General features: G+C 57.8%; 18 protein-coding genes and 1 tRNA gene. 9 read left to right on the plus strand and 10 right to left on the minus strand.

Annotated features, from left to right (window positions below; genetic code table 11):
• Together RTP97_RS19280 and RTP97_RS19285 are read left to right on the plus strand one after the other, a co-directional pair.
• Nucleotides 1-553 (plus strand): TCP-1/cpn60 chaperonin family protein (locus RTP97_RS19280; RefSeq protein ID WP_312416507.1); only part of this gene is annotated, 553 nt, incomplete at its 5' end.
• Nucleotides 554-808: 255 nt separating this feature from the next.
• On the plus strand, nucleotides 809-1162 hold the full coding sequence (locus tag RTP97_RS19285; protein WP_312416509.1) for a DUF4156 domain-containing protein: 354 nt from the start codon (nucleotides 809-811) through the stop codon (nucleotides 1160-1162).
• Nucleotides 1163-1207: 45 nt separating this feature from the next.
• Here RTP97_RS19285 and epmB read toward each other — a convergent pair whose 3' ends face one another.
• A complete protein-coding gene (gene epmB, locus RTP97_RS19290; protein WP_312416510.1) occupies nucleotides 1208-2236 on the minus strand; it encodes an EF-P beta-lysylation protein EpmB in 1029 nt (342 codons plus the stop codon).
• Nucleotides 2237-2276: 40 nt separating this feature from the next.
• Between epmB and efp the strand changes: the two genes are divergently transcribed.
• Both efp and ecnB read left to right on the plus strand, forming a co-directional pair.
• A complete protein-coding gene (gene efp, locus RTP97_RS19295) occupies nucleotides 2277-2843 on the plus strand; it encodes an elongation factor P (RefSeq protein ID WP_042388697.1) in 567 nt (188 codons plus the stop codon).
• Between the two features lie 178 nt (nucleotides 2844-3021).
• A complete protein-coding gene (gene ecnB, locus RTP97_RS19300; protein WP_312214425.1) occupies nucleotides 3022-3168 on the plus strand; it encodes a lipoprotein toxin entericidin B in 147 nt (48 codons plus the stop codon).
• A 30-nt stretch (nucleotides 3169-3198) separates the two neighbouring features.
• On the opposite strand, the gene RTP97_RS19305 is transcribed toward ecnB, so the two are convergent.
• The gene (locus RTP97_RS19305; protein WP_312416511.1) at nucleotides 3199-3801 is read right to left on the minus strand and encodes a LuxR C-terminal-related transcriptional regulator; all 603 of its coding nucleotides are present in this window, start codon (nucleotides 3799-3801) and stop codon (nucleotides 3199-3201) included.
• Between the two features lie 264 nt (nucleotides 3802-4065).
• Here RTP97_RS19305 and sugE point away from each other — a divergent pair, with 264 nt between their 5' ends.
• Entirely contained in the window at nucleotides 4066-4383 is a 318-nt protein-coding gene (gene sugE, locus RTP97_RS19310) for a quaternary ammonium compound efflux SMR transporter SugE (protein ID WP_312214428.1), read from the plus strand.
• On the opposite strand, the gene blc is transcribed toward sugE, so the two are convergent.
• The 5 genes from blc to frdA all read right to left on the minus strand — a co-directional run bounded on the left by blc (nucleotide 4380) and on the right by frdA (nucleotide 8323).
• Complete coding sequence (gene blc, locus RTP97_RS19315) at nucleotides 4380-4910, minus strand: outer membrane lipoprotein Blc (RefSeq protein ID WP_312416513.1); 531 nt, start codon at nucleotides 4908-4910, stop codon at nucleotides 4380-4382. The genes sugE and blc overlap by 4 nt on opposite strands.
• Nucleotides 4911-5030: 120 nt before the next feature.
• Nucleotides 5031-5390, minus strand: a complete 360-nt coding sequence (frdD, locus tag RTP97_RS19320; protein WP_312416515.1) for a fumarate reductase subunit FrdD — start codon at nucleotides 5388-5390, stop codon at nucleotides 5031-5033.
• Between the two features lie 9 nt (nucleotides 5391-5399).
• Nucleotides 5400-5795 (minus strand): fumarate reductase subunit FrdC, encoded by a 396-nt coding sequence (gene frdC, locus RTP97_RS19325; protein WP_312416518.1) that lies wholly within the window; start codon nucleotides 5793-5795, stop codon nucleotides 5400-5402.
• A gap of 10 nt (nucleotides 5796-5805) precedes the next feature.
• On the minus strand, nucleotides 5806-6540 hold the full coding sequence (locus RTP97_RS19330; protein ID WP_312416521.1) for a succinate dehydrogenase/fumarate reductase iron-sulfur subunit: 735 nt from the start codon (nucleotides 6538-6540) through the stop codon (nucleotides 5806-5808).
• Complete coding sequence (gene frdA, locus RTP97_RS19335; protein ID WP_312416523.1) at nucleotides 6533-8323, minus strand: fumarate reductase (quinol) flavoprotein subunit; 1791 nt, start codon at nucleotides 8321-8323, stop codon at nucleotides 6533-6535. The genes RTP97_RS19330 and frdA overlap by 8 nt, the downstream gene beginning before the upstream one ends.
• A gap of 240 nt (nucleotides 8324-8563) precedes the next feature.
• Between frdA and epmA the strand changes: the two genes are divergently transcribed.
• Together epmA and yjeM are read left to right on the plus strand one after the other, a co-directional pair.
• A complete protein-coding gene (gene epmA, locus RTP97_RS19340) occupies nucleotides 8564-9541 on the plus strand; it encodes an elongation factor P--(R)-beta-lysine ligase (protein ID WP_312416525.1) in 978 nt (325 codons plus the stop codon).
• A 212-nt stretch (nucleotides 9542-9753) separates the two neighbouring features.
• Nucleotides 9754-11256 carry a glutamate/gamma-aminobutyrate family transporter YjeM gene (gene yjeM, locus RTP97_RS19345; RefSeq protein WP_312416528.1) on the plus strand — a complete coding sequence of 501 codons (1503 nt, stop codon included), beginning with the start codon at nucleotides 9754-9756 and terminating at the stop codon, nucleotides 11254-11256.
• A gap of 35 nt (nucleotides 11257-11291) precedes the next feature.
• On the opposite strand, the gene mscM is transcribed toward yjeM, so the two are convergent.
• The 3 genes from mscM to rsgA all read right to left on the minus strand — a co-directional run bounded on the left by mscM (nucleotide 11292) and on the right by rsgA (nucleotide 16777).
• A complete protein-coding gene (mscM, locus tag RTP97_RS19350) occupies nucleotides 11292-14624 on the minus strand; it encodes a miniconductance mechanosensitive channel MscM (protein WP_312416531.1) in 3333 nt (1110 codons plus the stop codon).
• A gap of 36 nt (nucleotides 14625-14660) precedes the next feature.
• A complete protein-coding gene (asd, locus tag RTP97_RS19355) occupies nucleotides 14661-15626 on the minus strand; it encodes an archaetidylserine decarboxylase (protein WP_312416534.1) in 966 nt (321 codons plus the stop codon).
• 98 nt (nucleotides 15627-15724) lie between these two features.
• The gene (gene rsgA, locus RTP97_RS19360) at nucleotides 15725-16777 is read right to left on the minus strand and encodes a small ribosomal subunit biogenesis GTPase RsgA (RefSeq protein ID WP_312416537.1); all 1053 of its coding nucleotides are present in this window, start codon (nucleotides 16775-16777) and stop codon (nucleotides 15725-15727) included.
• Nucleotides 16778-16871: 94 nt separating this feature from the next.
• Between rsgA and orn the strand changes: the two genes are divergently transcribed.
• Both orn and RTP97_RS19370 read left to right on the plus strand, forming a co-directional pair.
• Nucleotides 16872-17417 carry an oligoribonuclease gene (gene orn / locus RTP97_RS19365; RefSeq protein WP_312416538.1) on the plus strand — a complete coding sequence of 182 codons (546 nt, stop codon included), beginning with the start codon at nucleotides 16872-16874 and terminating at the stop codon, nucleotides 17415-17417.
• Nucleotides 17418-17616: 199 nt separating this feature from the next.
• A tRNA-Gly gene (locus RTP97_RS19370) sits at nucleotides 17617-17692 on the plus strand.
• The last annotated feature ends 3 nt before the right edge of the window (nucleotides 17693-17695 follow it).

Genomic DNA, 17695 nt, shown 5'->3' on the forward strand with positions numbered 1-17695 from the left:
GCAGGAGCGCGTAGCGAAACTGGCAGGTGGCGTAGCGGTAATCAAAGTCGGTGCTGCGACCGAAGTTGAAATGAAAGAGAAGAAAGCCCGCGTTGAAGATGCCCTGCATGCTACCCGTGCTGCGGTTGAAGAGGGCGTGGTTGCCGGTGGTGGCGTAGCGCTGATCCGCGTTGCCAGCAAAATCGCCGATCTGAAAGGCCAGAACGAAGACCAGAACGTCGGTATCAAAGTTGCGCTGCGCGCAATGGAAGCACCACTGCGTCAGATCGTACTGAACTGCGGCGAAGAGCCGTCTGTTGTTGCCAACACCGTGAAAGCGGGCGACGGTAACTACGGTTACAACGCAGCGACCGAAGAGTACGGCAACATGATCGACATGGGTATCCTGGATCCGACTAAAGTGACCCGTTCTGCTCTGCAGTACGCGGCCTCCGTAGCCGGTCTGATGATCACCACCGAGTGCATGGTGACTGACCTGCCGAAAGCTGACGCACCTGACTTAGGTGGCGCTGGCGGTATGGGCGGCATGGGTGGTATGGGCGGCATGATGTAATGCCCCCCTCCGCCCGGCATCCTTCAGGCCGCAGGTGTGTTGGCTGCGTTCACGCACCCCAGTCACTTACTTCAGTAAGCTCCTGGGGATACGCGAACTTGCCGCCTTCCTGCAACCAGAATGATTTGGGCGGGCATCCGTCATAAAGAGAAACCCCCGGGCAGAAATGTCCGGGGGTTTTTCTTTTGGTCATCTTTTTAGTATAAGGTTTAGACACGGACAGGTTGTGTCCAGCTGATAAGAACGAGGAAGAAAATGCGCATAAAAGTTTCTGCAGGGATCGTAGGTGCGGCACTGCTGCTGGCAGGCTGTAGTTCCAGCAACACCTTAACCGCAGGCGGGCAGAGCGTTCGCTTTGTGGAAGATAAGCCGGGCGCGGAGTGCCACTATATCGGCACCGCCACGGGCAAGCAGAGCAACTGGCTCTCTGGCCAGCATGGTGACGAGGGTGGCTCCATGCGCGGCGCGGCCATATCGCTGCGTAACCACGCCGCCGAGATGGGCGGCAACGTTCTCTACAGCGTCACCACGCCTACCCAGGGCTTTATGTCGAGCTTTGTTCCGACCGCCAGCGAAATGAACGGCCAGGTCTATAAGTGCCCGAACTGATTAGCTGCAACGCCGGGCGGCACTGCGTTTGCCCGGCCTACGGGTTTAACTCTGGCGCAGCTGCAGATCCAGCGGTGTCTTGCTCGGCTCGCCGCCGATCTCCCGCGCCAGGCGTGGCACCATATAGCCTGATACCAGCGTCAACAGCTCGCGTATAATCTGGCGGGCTTCATCATCCGTCACCATAAAATGCGCCGCACCCTGAACCTTATCCAGCACGTGCAGGTAGTAAGGCATTACGCCTGCATCAAACAGCGCATTGCTGAGATCCGCCAGCGTCTGGGCGCTATCGTTAACGCCACGCAGCAGCACGCTCTGATTAAGCAGCGTCACGCCCGCAGTGCGCAGCGTCGCCATCGCCTGGCGAAACGACGCATCAATCTCCTGGGCATGGTTAATATGGTTAACCAGCAGGATCTGCAGCGAGGAGCGAGCAAAGCGTGATGCCAGCGTATCGGTGATACGCGCCGGGATCACAATCGGCAGCCGGCTGTGAATGCGCAGGCGCTTCACATGCGGGATCGCTTCCAGCTGAGTCAGCAGCCACTCCAGCTCATGATCCTTCGCCATCAGCGGATCGCCGCCGGAGAAGATGATCTCATCCAGCTCAGGATGCGCGGAAATATAATCCAGTGCAGCCTGCCAGTTACGCTTGTTGCCCTGATTATCGGCGTAGGGGAAGTGACGGCGGAAGCAGTAGCGACAGTTTACCGCGCAGCCACCCTTCACCAGCAGCAGGGCGCGGTTACGGTATTTATGCAGCAGTCCAGGGACAACGCTATGCTGCTCATCAAGCGGATCGGTGCTGAATCCGGGAGCGGCAACAAACTCCTCCTGCGAGGTAAGTACCTGTCTTAGCAGCGGATCGTTGGGGTTGCCCCGCTCCATTCGGGCGACAAATGCCCGGGGGACGCGCAGGGCAAACAGGCGTTTCGCCGCCCTTCCTGCGAGCAGATTTTCATCGGCGTCTATATTTAACAGACGCAGTAGTTCATCCGGATCGGTAATTACATCGGCAAGTTGTACTAACCAATCTTCTCTGGATGGGGTATTTAGGGTTACAATATGCGCCATTTTGTGGCTTAGCTACCAGTTATCAATTTCAGAGGGCCTTATGGCGACTTACTATAGCAACGATTTTCGTGCTGGTCTTAAAATCATGATGGATGGCGAACCGTATGCGGTTGAAGCCAGTGAATTCGTTAAACCGGGCAAAGGCCAGGCTTTCGCCCGCGTTAAGCTGCGCCGTCTGCTGACCGGCACCCGCGTTGAGAAAACCTTCAAATCTACCGACTCCGCTGAAGGCGCAGACGTTGTAGATATGAACCTGACTTACCTCTACAACGACGGTGAGTTCTACCACTTCATGAACAACCAGACCTTCGAGCAGCTGGCTGCCGATGAGAAAGCGGTTGGCGAGAACGCTAAATGGCTGCTGGATCAGGCTGAGTGCATCGTGACTCTGTGGAACGGCCAGCCTATCGCTGTCACCCCGCCGAACTTCGTAGAGCTGGAGATCATTGAAACCGATCCAGGCCTGAAGGGTGACACCGCAGGTACCGGTGGCAAACCGGCTACCCTCTCTACCGGTGCGGTAGTTAAGGTTCCGCTGTTCGTGCAGATTGGCGAAGTGATCAAAGTTGACACCCGCTCTGGCGAATACGTTTCCCGCGTGAAGTAATTTATGCGTTAAGCCTGTCGGCGTGGCTCCCGCTGCGCCGACAGCTTTTCTACCGTCCCTGTCACTGTTCCTCTCGCTCGAATTTTCTTAAAAAATCATCCTCTCCCATCATTTCCTGAGATTTTGTCTATGCTTAAGTGGCTATACACAAATAACTTTGGCTATAAAGGAAGATATTATGGTTAAGAAAACAATTGCAGCGATCTTTTCTGTACTGGTGCTTTCTACAGCATTAACCGCCTGTAACACCACCCGTGGCGTTGGTGAAGATATCTCTACCGGCGGTAGCGCTATTTCCGGTGCAGCAACCAAAGCGCAGCAGTAATCCTGGACGGTACGGCCGCTCGCCGTACCGTTAACCTACCCCTTCCGGCAACGACAGGAACGGCGTAAAGCGATTACACATCCCCAGCTTCATGCGAATATTACGCTTGTAGGTATACACTGTTTTACCGTTAATCCCGAGACGGTGAGCAATAGAGTGATTGTTCGTCCCTTCCATCCACAGCGATAGTACTTTCTCCTCCTGACGCGTAAGCAGCGGTGCGGCGGTCTGCGGCTTAGCGTAGACCGGGCGGGCAAGCAGCGCAGTATCCATTGCTTTTGCTAACTCATCCAGGGAACTGGTTTTTGCCAGGCGGGCAGAGATGGGGAATTGCTGACAGTAGCTCTCCATCTCCGCGTTATGGCCGGACTGTAGCAGGATAAGCTGACCATGCTCGTTACAGGCGGTCAGCAGCGACGAGAGCTGTTGAATATGGTGCAGATCGCCAGCGAAACCGTAGAGATCGGCAATAATCAGGTCCGGTTGCCACTGCATGGCATGCTCTTTTGCCAGCATCAGGTTATTCAGTCCGGTAACGACAACGGGGGTGGAAAATAAACCAGCTTGATTGAGCCATATCTCCAGCCCGGAACGGGTGAAATAACAACGGTCAATCAAAAGAATTTTCAGCATATCTTTATTCGCAGTCAGGATAGGGGTGACGGCTTACTGCTAGCAGAAAGCTCCCTATCATAGGGGGGAGTGCTGAGGGATAAATGCGGGAACTACGTTGCTAACTGTATCTATTTCTTGCTTTAAATGGCCTAAACGGGCGTTTTATAAAGAAGTTGAAAAACAACCTACCCCAGGCGACAATTCTTTACTCACCTTAGCCTTGCGGGACGACCCACAAGCGCCATCTTTCACCGGGGACGGCCCCACAGTCGGGAGCCTGCTATGTCCTGGTTCATTCTGTTTATTGCTGGTCTGCTTGAAGTTGTCTGGGCTATTGGCCTGAAGTACACCCACGGTTTTACCCGTATTGTTCCCAGCCTGATCACCGTTAGCGCGATGATTGTCAGCATTGTCATGCTGTCATGGGCAATGAAAACCCTGCCGGTGGGCACGGCCTACGCCATCTGGACAGGCATCGGTGCGGTGGGTGCTGCAACGGCAGGCATTCTGCTGCTGGGCGAGTCAGCTAGCCCGGCGCGGATCATCAGTCTGGCGCTGATCGTTGCCGGGATTATTGGGCTGAAGCTCAGCACCCACTAGCGGTTCTGCGGCACCCAAATCAGCTTCTCTACGGCAAATCCCTGGCGGGTGGCGGTATCCAGCAGCTGCTGTTTTACCTTGTCAGGGATAGTACGGGTGCGCGACAGGATCCACAGGTAGTCACGATTCGGGCCGCAGACCAGCGCATGCTGATAGTCTTTATCCAACGCAATCACGTTATAGCCGCCGTAGAAGGGACCAAAGAAAGAGACCTTCAGCGCGGCGCGATCCGGGCTCCCGGTAAAGTAAGCCTTGCCGTCGGTGGACTGCCACATTCCTCGTGAAGGGTTGTAGCCCTTATTGATCACGTTCAGGCCGCCATCATCGCGCAGCGTATAGGTGGCGGTGACGTTAGTCAGCCCGCGCTCAAAGCGATGGTCGAGGCGGGCGATCTCATACCAGGTTCCAATATAGCGTTTGGCATCAAAATGCTCGACAACCGTTACGCCAGAGGGCGGGGTAGGGGAGCTACAGGAGACCACCACAAACGCAGCGGCAACGGCGGCAACAACGGGTAGCAGACGCATAGTATTTTCCTTACAGGCTTTTTTGCTAAGTGTAGAACCTGACTCAAGAAAATGTATTTTGCGTCGGGAGATATTTCCGTAATGCGATGCCCAACAGCATTGGGTTGGGCATCGGCGGCGTTAAAGCGTGATAACGCCAATCAGCGTGACGATGCTCAGGATGGCCGCCAGGCCATAGAACACCCATTTGCCATGGGATACGTGGATTTTGAGGTCGTGCATGCCATGGTGAATACGGTGCAGGCCACACCACAGCGGCAGGACAATCATCAAGAAGATAAATGCCCGGCCAATAAGACTCTGGGCAAAAGCCAGGACGCGATCGTAGCCCAGCGCCTCCCCAGGATAGAGCCCGAGCGGCAGCAGAATACCAACCAGCAGCACGATGACCGGGGCGATGATGGCACCCCACATGCCGCCTGCGCCAAACAGCCCCCAGAATACTGGTTCGTCAGCGCGTTTTGGGTTTGGGTTAATCATGAGGCCTCCTTACCAGAAGAGTGCAATAAACAGAATCACTACGCTGACCAGCGCCGTGACGGCCCACAGGGCTCTGATAACCGGCTGCGACCCCAGCTTTTCACCCTTCACGATGATGGTGGCGGCTTTCGGGGCCAGCTCAAACCATGTTTTGGTATGCAACAGCGCCGCGGCTAATGTCAGCAAGTTCAGGATAATCACCACCGGGTTTTGTAAAAAGCCGACAAACCCCGCCCATGACTCCGGACCGTGCTTCAGCGCAAACAGACCGTAGATCAGCACGATGCTGAACCAGACCGTAGGCACGGAGGTGCCTTCGCGCAGCATATAGAAGCGGTAAAAGGGCAGGCTTTTCCACCAGCCTGACGGCATCGGCTGCACCCAGGGTTTACGTTTCGTTGTCATCGTGCGCTCCTTAGCGTGGTTTCAGGGTGGCGATCAGAAAGTCTTTTGAACTCTCTACCTTGCCCTGCTGAATGGCTGCCGCCGGATCGACATGCTTCGGACAGACTTCAGAGCAGTAGCCGACAAAGGTACAGCTCCAGACGCCGTTCTCGCCGTTCAGCTGTGCCATACGTTCCCGCTTGCCATGGTCGCGGCTGTCTTGGTTGTAGCGATGGGCCAGGGTAATGGCCGCCGGGCCGATAAACTCCGAATTCAGGCCAAATTGCGGACAGGCGGCATAGCATAGCCCGCAGTTGATGCAGCCGGAGAACTGGTGATACTTCGCCATCTGCGCTGGCGTCTGGCGGTTAGGCCCCTGCTCTGGTGTGCGAGGATTACCGATGATGTAGGGCTTGATAGCCTCCAGGCTTTCGATAAAGTGGGTCATATCCACCACCAGATCGCGCTCAATCGGGAAGTTCCCTAGCGCCGCCACCTTGATGCCCTTCACGTAGTCGCGCAGGAAGGTTTTACAGGCCAGCTTCGGCACGTTATTAACCATCATGCCGCAGGAGCCGCAGATGGCCATGCGGCAGGACCAGCGGTAGCTCAGGTCGGGGGCGAGGTTATCTTTGATGTAGCCCAGCGCGTCCAGCAGCGAGGTCTGCTCATCGTAGGGCACCTCATAAACAACGCTGTGAGGGGCGGAATCGACCTCTGGGTTGTAGCGCACCACCTCAACGTTTAGGTTTTTCATCTCAGCCATTCGCCTTCTCCTTGTTCTCGGCGGCTTCCGCTTCCCCGCCGTAGACGCGTTTCGCCGGGGGCAGCGTGGTGATTTTTACATCGCTGTAGTCAAGCCGTGTTGTGCCATCGGTATCGCGGAAGGCGAGGGTATGTTTCAGGAAATTAACGTCGTCACGCTCGGTGCAGCCCTCATCCAGACGCTGGTGCGCCCCGCGTGACTCTTTGCGGGCCAGCGCGGAGTGGGCCATACACTCGGCGACGTTCAGACCGTGCCCCAGCTCAATGGTGTAGAGCAGATCGGTATTAAAGACGCTGGAGGTATCGGTAATCCGCACGCGCTTAAAGCGCTCCTGCAGCTCCGCCAGCTTGTCGACAGTTTTCTGCATTAGCTCCGGGGTACGGTAGATGCCGCAACCCTCTTCCATTGACAGGCCCATCTCATCGCGGATCGTCGCCCAGCTCTCGTTGCCCTGCTGGTTAACCAGGGCTTTCAGACGCTGCTCCACATCAACGGCCTGAGCGGTCAGGGCGCTATCGGCGGCGGTACCCACGGCGCGTGAATGCGCAATAGCACGTTCACCTGCCAGGCGACCAAATACCACCAGCTCCGCCAGCGAGTTTGAGCCGAGACGGTTAGCGCCGTGCAGGCCGACCGAGGAGCACTCGCCCACGGCAAAAAGCCCCTTAATGCGGGTCTCACACTGGCTGTCGGTCTCAATGCCGCCCATGGTGTAGTGAGCGGTCGGACGGACAGGGATAGGCTCTTTCACCGGATCGACGCCAACGTAGGCCTTGGCCAGCTCGCAGATAAAGGGCAGGCGCTCGAGAATTTTCTTTTCGCCAAGATGGCGCAGATCGAGATAGACCACGTCGCCGCGCGGAGTGGGGATAGTGTTGCCCTTACGCCACTCGTGCCAGAAAGCCTGAGAGACTCTGTCGCGCGGCCCCAGCTCCATATATTTGTTTTTCGGCTCGCCCAGCGGCGTCTCCGGCCCCATGCCGTAGTCTTGCAGATAGCGATAGCCGTTTTTGTTGACCAGAATGCCGCCTTCACCTCGGCAGCCCTCCGTCATCAGAATACCGGAGCCGGGCAGGCCGGTGGGGTGGTACTGCACGAACTCCATATCGCGCAGCGGCACGCCGTGGGCCAGCGCCATGCCCATGCCGTCGCCGGTGACGATGCCGCCGTTAGTGTTATAGCGATAGACGCGCCCCGCACCGCCGGTAGCCATTACTACCGCATTGGCGCGGATCTGCATCAGGGTACCCTCCATCATATTCATGGCGACCAGGCCACGAACCTGGCCGTCGTCCACGAGGATGTCCAGCACGAAGTGCTCATCGAAGCGCTGGATCTGCGGGAACTGGAGGGAGGTCTGGAAGAGGGTGTGCAGCATATGGAAGCCGGTCTTATCGGCGGCGAACCACGTGCGTTCGATCTTCATCCCGCCGAAGCGGCGCACGTTGACGCTGCCGTCCGGGCGGCGGCTCCACGGACAGCCCCACAGCTCAAGCTGGGTCATCTCCGCTGGACACTGGTGGACAAAGTAGTCGACAACGTCCTGCTCACACAGCCAGTCGCCGCCGGCCACGGTGTCGTGAAAATGGTACTCAAAGCTGTCGTGATCCTGTGCGACGGCAGCGGAGCCGCCTTCGGCTGCCACGGTGTGGCTGCGCATAGGATAGACCTTTGAGACGAGGGCGATTTTCGCATGGGGATCCGCCTGGGCGGCCGCTATAGCAGCGCGTAAACCCGCGCCGCCAGCGCCTATGACGACGAGATCGGCTTGAAAAGTGTGCACGACATTCCTCCAGATTGGCTGTAAACAGTTCCACTGCTCCATTATGGGTACGCCAGTATAACCTCAGGGATTTAGGGGAAATTTGATGTGTTCGATTTTTTTGCCGATCTTTGCAGCCGTTTTTTGCTCTGGCCCGTCACGAAAAAGGGTTCTGATTGCGTAAATTTGCCGCACAGAATTTGTCTCCGGGTCGACCGTCGAGTAGACTTCGTGCCCTTGTCTGACATCGGAGAACATACCATGAGTGAAACGGCAGCCTGGCGGCCGAGCGCATCTATCCCTAACCTGCTGAAACGCGCAGCAATAATGGCCGAGATCCGCCGTTTCTTTGCCGATCGCGGCGTGCTGGAGGTGGAGACGCCCTGCATGAGCCAGGCGACGGTAACGGACATTCATCTTTTCCCGTTTAAAACCCGTTTTGTTGGCCCGGGCCATTCCCACGGACTGGATCTCTATCTGATGACCAGCCCGGAGTATCACATGAAACGCCTGCTGGCCGCTGGCTGTGGGCCGGTGTTCCAGCTGTGTCGCAGCTTTCGCAATGAGGAGATGGGGCGTCATCACAACCCCGAGTTCACCATGCTGGAGTGGTACCGTCCGCACTATGACATGTACCGGCTGATGAACGAGATGGACGATCTGCTGCAACAGGTGCTGGATTGCCCGGCGGCGGAGTCGCTCTCCTACCAGCAGGCGTTCCAGCGCCATCTCAATATCGATCCGCTCTCGGCCGATAAGCAGCAGCTGCGTGACGTGGCGGCAAAACTGGATCTCAGCAATATCGCCGATCGGGAAGAGGATCGGGACACGCTGCTACAGCTGCTCTTTACCATGGGCGTGGAGCCGCACATTGGCAAAGATCGCCCGGCGTTTGTCTATCACTTCCCGGCAAGCCAGGCGGCGCTGGCGCAGATCAGCACCGAAGATCACCGCGTGGCGGAGCGCTTTGAGGTCTACTTCAAAGGCATGGAGCTGGCGAACGGTTTCCATGAGCTGACCGACGCGCGTGAGCAGCAGCAGCGCTTTGAGCAGGATAACCGCAAGCGTGCGGCGATGGGCCTGGAGCAGCAGCCTATCGACTACAACCTGCTGGGCGCGCTCGAGGCTGGTCTGCCGGACTGCTCCGGCGTGGCGCTGGGGGTCGATCGTCTGGTGATGCTGGCCCTGGGTGCAGAGAGCCTGGCCGAGGTGTTGGCCTTTTCGGTCGATCGTGCCTGATTGTCGTTGCCGGGCGGCGCTCTGCTTGCCCGGCCTACGCGAGTGCATTAATAGTGCAAAATAAAATATTACTTTTTGTGCTAATTTCTCGCGTCATCTTTTGCTTTCTCTCCTGAAGTCACAATTTAAAACTACCGCTTTGTTACTATCCAGCCGTTCGTTTGGGTAACTTTTTTACCCTCTCTCTTTCACCAGACAACATGGATAGATCTATGAGCGACAATCTTAAAAAGATGAGCCTGATGGGGCTTGTTCTCATGATATTTACGTCGGTTTTTGGCTTTGGAAACACGCCTGCCGCATTCTTTTTGATGGGACACAGCGCCACGCCCTGGTATATCTTCGCGGCTCTGTTCTTCTTCATACCCTTTGCTTTGATGATGGCCGAGATGGGGGCTGCCTACCGCAAGGAGGAGGGCGGTATCTACTCATGGATGGAGAACAGCGTCGGGCCACGCTATGCGTTTATCGGCACCTTTATGTGGTTTTCGTCGTACGTCATCTGGATGGTGAGTACCGCTGCTAAGGTGTGGGTTCCCTTCTCCACCTTTATTGTTGGCGCGGATATGACCCAGCGCTGGCACGTCGCTGGCTTACAGTCCACGCAGGTCGTGGGCGTTCTGGCCGTTGTCTGGATGGTGGTGGTCACCTTTGTGGCGGCAAAAGGCATTAATAAGATCGCCAAAGTTACCGCCGTTGGCGGGATTGCCGTGATGTGTCTTAACCTGGTGCTGCTGCTTGCCAGCATCGCTATTCTACTGCTCAACGGCGGGCATTTTGCCGAGGCGATCAATTTTACGGCTTCACCGAACCCCGGCTACCACTCCGATCTCTCCATGCTGTCGTTTATGGTGTTTGCCCTGTTTGCCTACGGTGGCATTGAGGCGGTAGGCGGCCTGGTGGATAAGACCGAAAACCCGGAAAAAAACTTTGCCAAAGGGATCATCTTCGCTGCGATTGTTATCTCCGTCGGCTACTCCCTCGCTATTATTCTGTGGGGCGTCAGCACCAACTGGCAGCAGGTGTTGAGCACTGATTCGACCAACCTTGGCAACATTACCTACGTGCTAATGCAGAGTCTGGGCACCACGCTGGGCAATGCGCTGCATCTGTCGCCTGAAGCGGCTAGCCTGACCGGTATCTGGTTTGCCAGGATAACCGGCCTGTCAATGTTTCTCGCCTATACCGGGGCATTCTTTACGCTGATCTACTCTCCGCTGAAAGCCATTATTCAGGGTACGCCGAAGGAGATGTGGCCCGCGCCGATGACGCGTTTAAATAAGAGCGGCATGCCTGAGATCTCAATGTGGCTTCAATGCCTGCTGGTAAGCCTGATCATCCTGCTGGTCTCGTTTGGCGGCGGCACGGCATCGGCGTTTTATAACAAAGTGACCCTGATGGCGAACGTCTCCATGACGCTGCCGTACCTCTTCCTGGCGCTGGCGTTTCCCTTCTTCAAGGCGAAAACGGATCTGCACCGACCGTTTGTGATTTTCAAATCGCGCAGTACGACGCTGGGGATGACCGGCGTGGTTGTGCTGCTGGTGGCCTTCGCCAATATCTTTACGGTCATTGAGCCGGTGATTGAGAAAGGGGATGTGAGCAGCGCTCTGTGGATGGCGGGCGGGCCGATCTTCTTCTCGCTGCTGGCGTTGGGGCTTTATGAGCGCTACCAGCGGCGTATCAGCCGCGTGGGTGGGTTATCACCTCGCTAAAAAAACGCCGCAGCGGTTAAGCTGCGGCGTGGTTCTTACAGACTGCCCGACGGGCGTTGGCTGCGTCCGGCAGAGCTTAGCGTTCTGGCGGTGCGTTTGCCGTCGAGCGACTCCAGACGCATCTGGAACGGCGGGAACGGCAGGTCGATGCCATGCTCGCGGAAGCCCTGCAGGATCAGCTGGTGGATCTCGTGGCGCAGCGGCATCCGGTGGCCCATCTCGGCGGCGTAGATACGCAGCTCAAAGAGCTGGATACCCTGCTGCAGATCCACCAGGAAGACCTCCGGCGGCGGGTTATCGATCACCAGCGAGCAGCGCTCAGCGGCAGTGTAGAGCAGTTGGGTAACCTCTTCGCTGTTGGCATCAGAGGGCGCGGGAACGGTCAGTACTACACGCGTCACCGAATCCGACAGCGACCAGTTGATAAACTGCTCGGTGATAAACGCCTTATTCGGCACGATAATCTCTTTGCGGTCCCAGTCGCTGATGGTCGTCGCACGGGTATTGATCTTCGTTACGCTACCGGTGAGATCGCGAATGGTCACGGTATCGCCAATGCGGATCGGCTTCTCAAACAGAATGATCAGGCCGGAGATAAAGTTGGCGAAGATCTCCTGTAAACCAAAACCTAATCCCACACCGAGGGCTGCTACCAGCCACTGCAGTTTTGACCACTCGATACCGATCATCGAGAAGCCCACCAGACCACCGAATAGCATCAGCAGGTACTTGGTGATGGTGGTGATGGCGTAGCCTGTCCCCGGCGTCAGGTCAAGGTGCTGAAGCAGCGCCAGCTCCAGCAGGGCCGGCAGGTGGCGCACCAGCTGGGTGGTGATGATAAACACCAGGATGGCGATCAGTACCGCACCGAGGGTGATCGGCTCCAGGCTCTCTACCCCCTGCACCGTCGAGGTGACGTCCCACAGGGAGATGTTCTCCAGGAAGCCAAACGCCGAGTGGATCTCTGACCACAGCACAATCACCGACAGCAGGGCGATGAGCATCAGGAGTGAGCGCACCAGCCGCAGCGACTGGGCGCTGATAGCATCGAGATCCAGCTCGCTCTCGTCCACCTCTACCGCGCCCTCCGTGCTGGTTGAGTGGGCCTGCTCCTCTTCGCCACGTGCGCGCTGGGCCAGGATCTCCGCCCGACGATGTCTTGCGCGGTCAAAGGCCAGACGGCGGCGCTGGATCAGCATCCAGCGGCGGATGATGTGATACACCACCAGCAGCAGGAACCAGATCGCTACCGAGGTCTCCAGACGAGCCAGCAGCGCCTGGGCGGTCGCCAGGTAGCCGACGGCAGCCGCCAGCATCGCCGCCAGCGGGGCGCTCATCAGCAGGTTCCAGAGCATGTGGTTAACCATGTTGTCGCCGCTGCCGGTCTTATCGACATAGAGTGGGATCCCGGCGCGTTTCAGGCTCAGCGTGACCACGGCCAGCGCGCCGCAGATCAGCATAAAGCAGAGACGGCCAAGGGAGCCGGAGAATTCGCGGTCGTTGAGGTTATCGAACATGATCAGCGCCATAATCAGCGGCACGATCAGGCCGATGCTCATCAGGTAGGAGCGCAGCCCGCGAGCAACCCGGCTACGCGGCCAGCCAAAGTGGGCAACAAACAGGCCGGTAGGACGGGCGAAGGTAGCGCAGATCATCACTACCCACAGCAGCGGTACGGTGGCGGTGACGCCGTCGCCGATCGCCACTGCCAGCGGGTAGGGCCAGGCGGATCGCAGGCCGTAGCCGAGCGTCGCCCACAGCACCGGCAGCGGTGAGGCAACGAGGATCGACCAGAATACCGTGCGCAGCGTGAGCCAGAAGTGATCCTGCGTCACCTTGCCGACCTTCGCGCTGGAGCGCTCCAGGAAGCGGGTAAAGTGCTTGCGGGAGTAGACGCTGAAGCCCACCAGCACCAGCGCGGCAAACAGCGGCAGCAGCGTTTCCTTGCTGGTCAGCATCATCATCGTTGCCTTGCCGAGCTGGTTTACGGTATCCAGCGAGATGAGGCGACGCAGGTCCTGGACAATCTCAATCGGCCAGCTGAGCGTCATCGGGCTGACGTCGGCGGTCCAGAAGAGGTAGCGGTGGGTAGCTTCGTTAACCTCTTTTAGCGCATCCTCAAGCTGGCTGTTGGAGACTTTAAGCTTGGTCAGCTCGAGGATCAGCGTATCGCCCCCCTGCAGCAGGGAGGTGAGCAGCTCACGCTGGGTACGCAGCTGCGCCTCCAGAATACGGCTCTGCTCGGCGGTCAGCGGCTGGCCGTCCGCCTGACGGATCTGGCGCAGCTGAGGCTGCTTGTTGAGCAGATCCTCATAGTGCATGCGGTGTACCCGCAGCTGAGCCATCTCGGTATCCAGCTGCTGCGGCTTCGGCATCTCCGGCAGCCGGGCCACCTGGGCGCGCAGCGCATCGCCCAGCATGTTGGAAACTCCCAGCCACTGGGACTGCTCGCGCAGCGTATTCAGGGCCTGGCGTACCTGCAACGTCTGGCCGGTCGCCTGGCGCTGCTGGGAGGCAACCAGATCCATGCGCTGGGCCTGCTGGTTAAGCGCCTGCGACAGCTCGCGGTTGATTTTGAACTGGTCAACGATGCCCGCGGGCAGGTTGGCGCTATTCTCTGCCAGCAGCTCGGTGCTCTCCAGGGCTTGCTCAGCTTCGCGCTGACGCTGGCTGTTGAGATGGTTACGCAGCGCCTGCAGATAAGTATCCAGCTGCTGGGCCTGCCTCTGGGCCAGCTCGGAGCGCATCCGCGCCAGCTCCTGACGGTTGTTCGCCGACAGCTGGGCCAGCTCCAGCTCGTCAACCTGGGCTTTCAGCCTGGCGGAGGTCGCCTGCGCGCTCAAAGTCTGCGCCTGGGCCAGCGCGGTTGTGCCAGTCTGCGTACCGATGCGGCGTTCTACCTCACTCAGCTGGCGACGGGCGTCGGTCTGCTGCTGCGGAAGCTGGCTTAAAGAGTCGTTGATCTCACGGGCGCGCTCCTGCTCCTGCTGGGCAAGCCGCGTTTTTTCCAGCAGTTGGCTGCTAACCTGGAGGATCTCCTGGTTCAGCGCATCGGTGGAGATACCCGCCGGAACGGCTTTCGGCTCGTCGCGCAGGCTGCTGAACTGGGTGCGCAGCGTTTGGGAGAGTTTGGGGAAGTCGTCGATGACCTGCTGATACTGCTTGGCGCGCTCGAGGGAGCCGTTACGCTCCTCAAGGGCATTCAGCGCGGACTGGAGCGCCTCGACGGTCTCTGCCTGCTCTGGCGAGGCGGTGGCCGCTTTGGCTTGCTCCAGCTCCTGGGTGATCTGTTTGGCGTCGGGGATCGTCGCAGCGTACGCCCCCGCGCTGAGGCACCAGGCCATCAGAAATGCGATAATCAGGCGCACGTTGCTCTACCTTTGTAAAATTAAAGCTTTGTTAAATCAGACCGGATCTTTGTGGTCGTCTACCAGCGGGTTGGCGTCGTGCTCGGCGTCAATCTCTTCCTGCGGCAGCGGGGTAGGGGTGACGTCCGGGGCCACGGCCTCGGTAGAGTAGGCCAGCGGTTCGCCGATTTTAGTCACCGACAGGCTCTCTAAATGCTCTGCCAGCGCGACGCTGCCCGGTGCGAAGAGGTTGATCACCGTTGAGCCGAGCTTAAAGCGCCCCATCTCCTGGCCCTTCAGCAGCGCCACAGCACCTTCACTTTCGCCTTCCGGCCACGTCCAGCGTTTGATAATGCCTTCGCGCGGCGGCGTAATCGTGCCTGCCCAGACGGTTTCGATGCTGCCAACGATGGTCGCACCCACCAGAATCTGCGCCATCGGGCCAAACTCGGTGTCGAACACGCAGATAACGCGTTCGTTACGGGCGAACAGGTTCGGCACGTTGCGCGCGGTGAGGTGATTTACCGAGAAGAGATCGCCCGGCACGTAGATCATCTCACGCAGGATGCCGTTGCACGGCATGTGGACGCGGTGATAGTCGCGCGGCGACAGATAGGTGGTCGCGAAGCTGCCGTCACGGAACGTGTCCGCCAGCAGATAGTTACCGGCCAGCAGCGCTTCCAGGCTGTAGTGATGGCCTTTGGCCTGCAGCAGCTTGTCGTTTTCGATGCGGCCTAGCTGGCTGATCACGCCGTCGGCAGGCATCACCAGCACGCTGGGGTCGGTATTCAGCGGGCGGACTTCGTCGCGCAGCGGACGGACAAAAAAGTCATTAAAGGTACGATAGCTGGCAGTATCAGGCTTCTGCGCCTCCTGCATATTGACCTTGTAGTATTTGACGAACAGGTCGATGACCAGCTTGGTCAGCCATCCCCCGCGTTTGCTTGCGCCCCAGCCCGCGAGGCGAGTGAGCCACAGTTTAGGCAGAATGTATTGAAGCGAAAGTTTAAATGAGTCTAACAAGGTAGCCTCCAGGCTAGTGTTTTGGTCGTTCCTGATCCGCAACGCAGCAGCGGACCCTTAAAAAAAGGGGACGATTTTAGCGATGCTCAGCTTAATTGTCAGTCGTCGGATTCAGAAAAGTTTTTACGCGTTTTTACCTGCGCCATGCTCTCCAGAATACGGTGATAGTTTTCAAACCGGGTTTCAGCAATCTCGCCTTTATCAACGGCTTCCCGGATCGCACAGCCGGGATCGCTGCCGTGCTTGCAGTCGCGGTACTTACAGTGGCCGAGGTAGTCGTGGAATTCGACAAAGCCGCGGGTGATTTGTTCCGGCTCCAGGTGCCAGAGACCAAATTCCCGTACGCCAGGGGAGTCGATCACATCCCCGCCGTGCGGGAAGTGATAGAGTCGCGCCGCCGTGGTGGTGTGCTGGCCCAGCCCCGAGTTGTCAGAGACGTCGTTAGTTAAGATCTCCTCCTGAAGCCCCAGCAGGGCATTGAGCAGGCTCGATTTGCCAACGCCGGACTGGCCAGCAAAGATGCTGATACGATCGGTCAGCGCCTCTTCCAGCGGTTTTAAGCCGTCCTGGGTGTGACTGGAGACCATCAGCACGCGATAGCCAATCTTACGGTAGACATCCATCTGCTCGTCCACAAACGCTCTGCTTTCCTCGTCCAGCAGGTCAATCTTGTTGAGTACGATGAGCGGTTCCACGTCCAGCGTTTCACAGGCCACAAGATAGCGGTCGATGATGTTAGGCGACAGCTCCGGCAGGATGGCAGAGACAATGATGATCTGATCGATATTGGCGGCAATGGGTTTTACCCCGTCGTAAAAATCGGGCCGGGTCAGGACCGACGTGCGCTCGTGCACCGCCTCAACGATGCCTTTCACGTTGATGCCTTCGGCGGCAGGTTTGCCCGGACGCCAGACCACCCGGTCACCGGTCACCAGCGAGCGGATGGTGCGGCGAATGTTGCAGCGGTGGACGTCGCCGTCGGCGGCTTCAACGTCGGCGTGCATACCAAAACGGCTAATAACGATCCCTTCGGCGGTCTCGCCAAACAGGTTATCGTCGTAGTCCGGCTTCTCCGTAGACGTTTTAAGCCGACGCTGGTGGTTTGCTTTCACACGGCGCTGCTGGCCTTTGGAGAGTTTATTTTTACTCAATCGTACTGACTCCTGGTCGCCCCTGGTGGGCAAAACCTCTATGATAGATGCTAATTTAGATAATTATAGTCGTGCGAGATGGGTGGAAAATAGCATGAGTGCAGATGAAAACAACCTGATTTGGATCGATCTTGAGATGACCGGGCTGGATCCCGAGCGCGATCGCATTATTGAGATCGCAACCCTGGTCACCGATGCCAACCTGAATATTCTGGCGGAAGGCCCGGTGATTGCCGTGCATCAGTCCGACGAACAGCTGGCGCTGATGGACGAGTGGAACGTACGCACCCATACCGGCAGCGGGCTGGTGGAGCGGGTTAAGGCCAGCACCCAGGACGATCGCGCCGCCGAGCTGGCAACCATCGCCTTCCTGAAGGAGTGGGTCCCGGCGGGGAAATCGCCTATCTGTGGCAACAGCATCGGCCAGGATCGTCGCTTCCTGTTTAAGTATATGCCAGAGCTGGAGGCCTACTTCCACTATCGCTATCTTGACGTCAGCACGCTGAAAGAGCTGGCTAAGCGCTGGAAGCCAGAGGTGCTGGATGGCCTGAAGAAGCAGAATACTCACCAGGCGCTGGATGATATCCGCGAGTCCGTGGCCGAGCTGGCTTATTACCGTGAGCATTTTATTAAGCTGTAAGCGCAACATGCCCGGCGGCACCGTCCTGCCGGGCCTACGAAAAGCGATTCGCTGTGAAAATAGACAATGTGACGAATATTACAGCATTTGAACTTAATTTCGCAAAATTCGCTTTCAGGGGGGTTGCAGCTAAAATGATTTCTCGTATAATGCGCCTCCCGTAACGATGAGAAATTGACGTTACGACAGCAACAAGTTTGCGGGAATAGCTCAGTTGGTAGAGCACGACCTTGCCAAGGTCGGGGTCGCGAGTTCGAGTCTCGTTTCCCGCTCCAAAA

The organism is Pseudescherichia sp. (assembly GCF_031998825.1).
Classification (GTDB): Bacteria; Pseudomonadota; Gammaproteobacteria; order Enterobacterales; family Enterobacteriaceae; genus Pseudescherichia.

Bases quoted from the DNA above. Each gene is read 5' to 3' on its own strand.
- RTP97_RS19285 (WP_312416509.1), top strand. From the start codon at position 809: ATGCGCATAAAAGTTTCTGCAGGGATCGTAGGTGCGGCACTGCTGCTG.
- epmB (WP_312416510.1), bottom strand. From the start codon at position 2,236: ATGGCGCATATTGTAACCCTAAATACCCCATCCAGAGAAGATTGGTTA.
- efp (WP_042388697.1), top strand. From the start codon at position 2,277: ATGGCGACTTACTATAGCAACGATTTTCGTGCTGGTCTTAAAATCATG.
- ecnB (WP_312214425.1), top strand. From the start codon at position 3,022: ATGGTTAAGAAAACAATTGCAGCGATCTTTTCTGTACTGGTGCTTTCT.
- RTP97_RS19305 (WP_312416511.1), bottom strand. From the start codon at position 3,801: ATGCTGAAAATTCTTTTGATTGACCGTTGTTATTTCACCCGTTCCGGG.
- sugE (WP_312214428.1), top strand. From the start codon at position 4,066: ATGTCCTGGTTCATTCTGTTTATTGCTGGTCTGCTTGAAGTTGTCTGG.
- blc (WP_312416513.1), bottom strand. From the start codon at position 4,910: ATGCGTCTGCTACCCGTTGTTGCCGCCGTTGCCGCTGCGTTTGTGGTG.
- frdD (WP_312416515.1), bottom strand. From the start codon at position 5,390: ATGATTAACCCAAACCCAAAACGCGCTGACGAACCAGTATTCTGGGGG.
- frdC (WP_312416518.1), bottom strand. From the start codon at position 5,795: ATGACAACGAAACGTAAACCCTGGGTGCAGCCGATGCCGTCAGGCTGG.
- RTP97_RS19330 (WP_312416521.1), bottom strand. From the start codon at position 6,540: ATGGCTGAGATGAAAAACCTAAACGTTGAGGTGGTGCGCTACAACCCA.
- epmA (WP_312416525.1), top strand. From the start codon at position 8,564: ATGAGTGAAACGGCAGCCTGGCGGCCGAGCGCATCTATCCCTAACCTG.
- yjeM (WP_312416528.1), top strand. From the start codon at position 9,754: ATGAGCGACAATCTTAAAAAGATGAGCCTGATGGGGCTTGTTCTCATG.
- orn (WP_312416538.1), top strand. From the start codon at position 16,872: ATGAGTGCAGATGAAAACAACCTGATTTGGATCGATCTTGAGATGACC.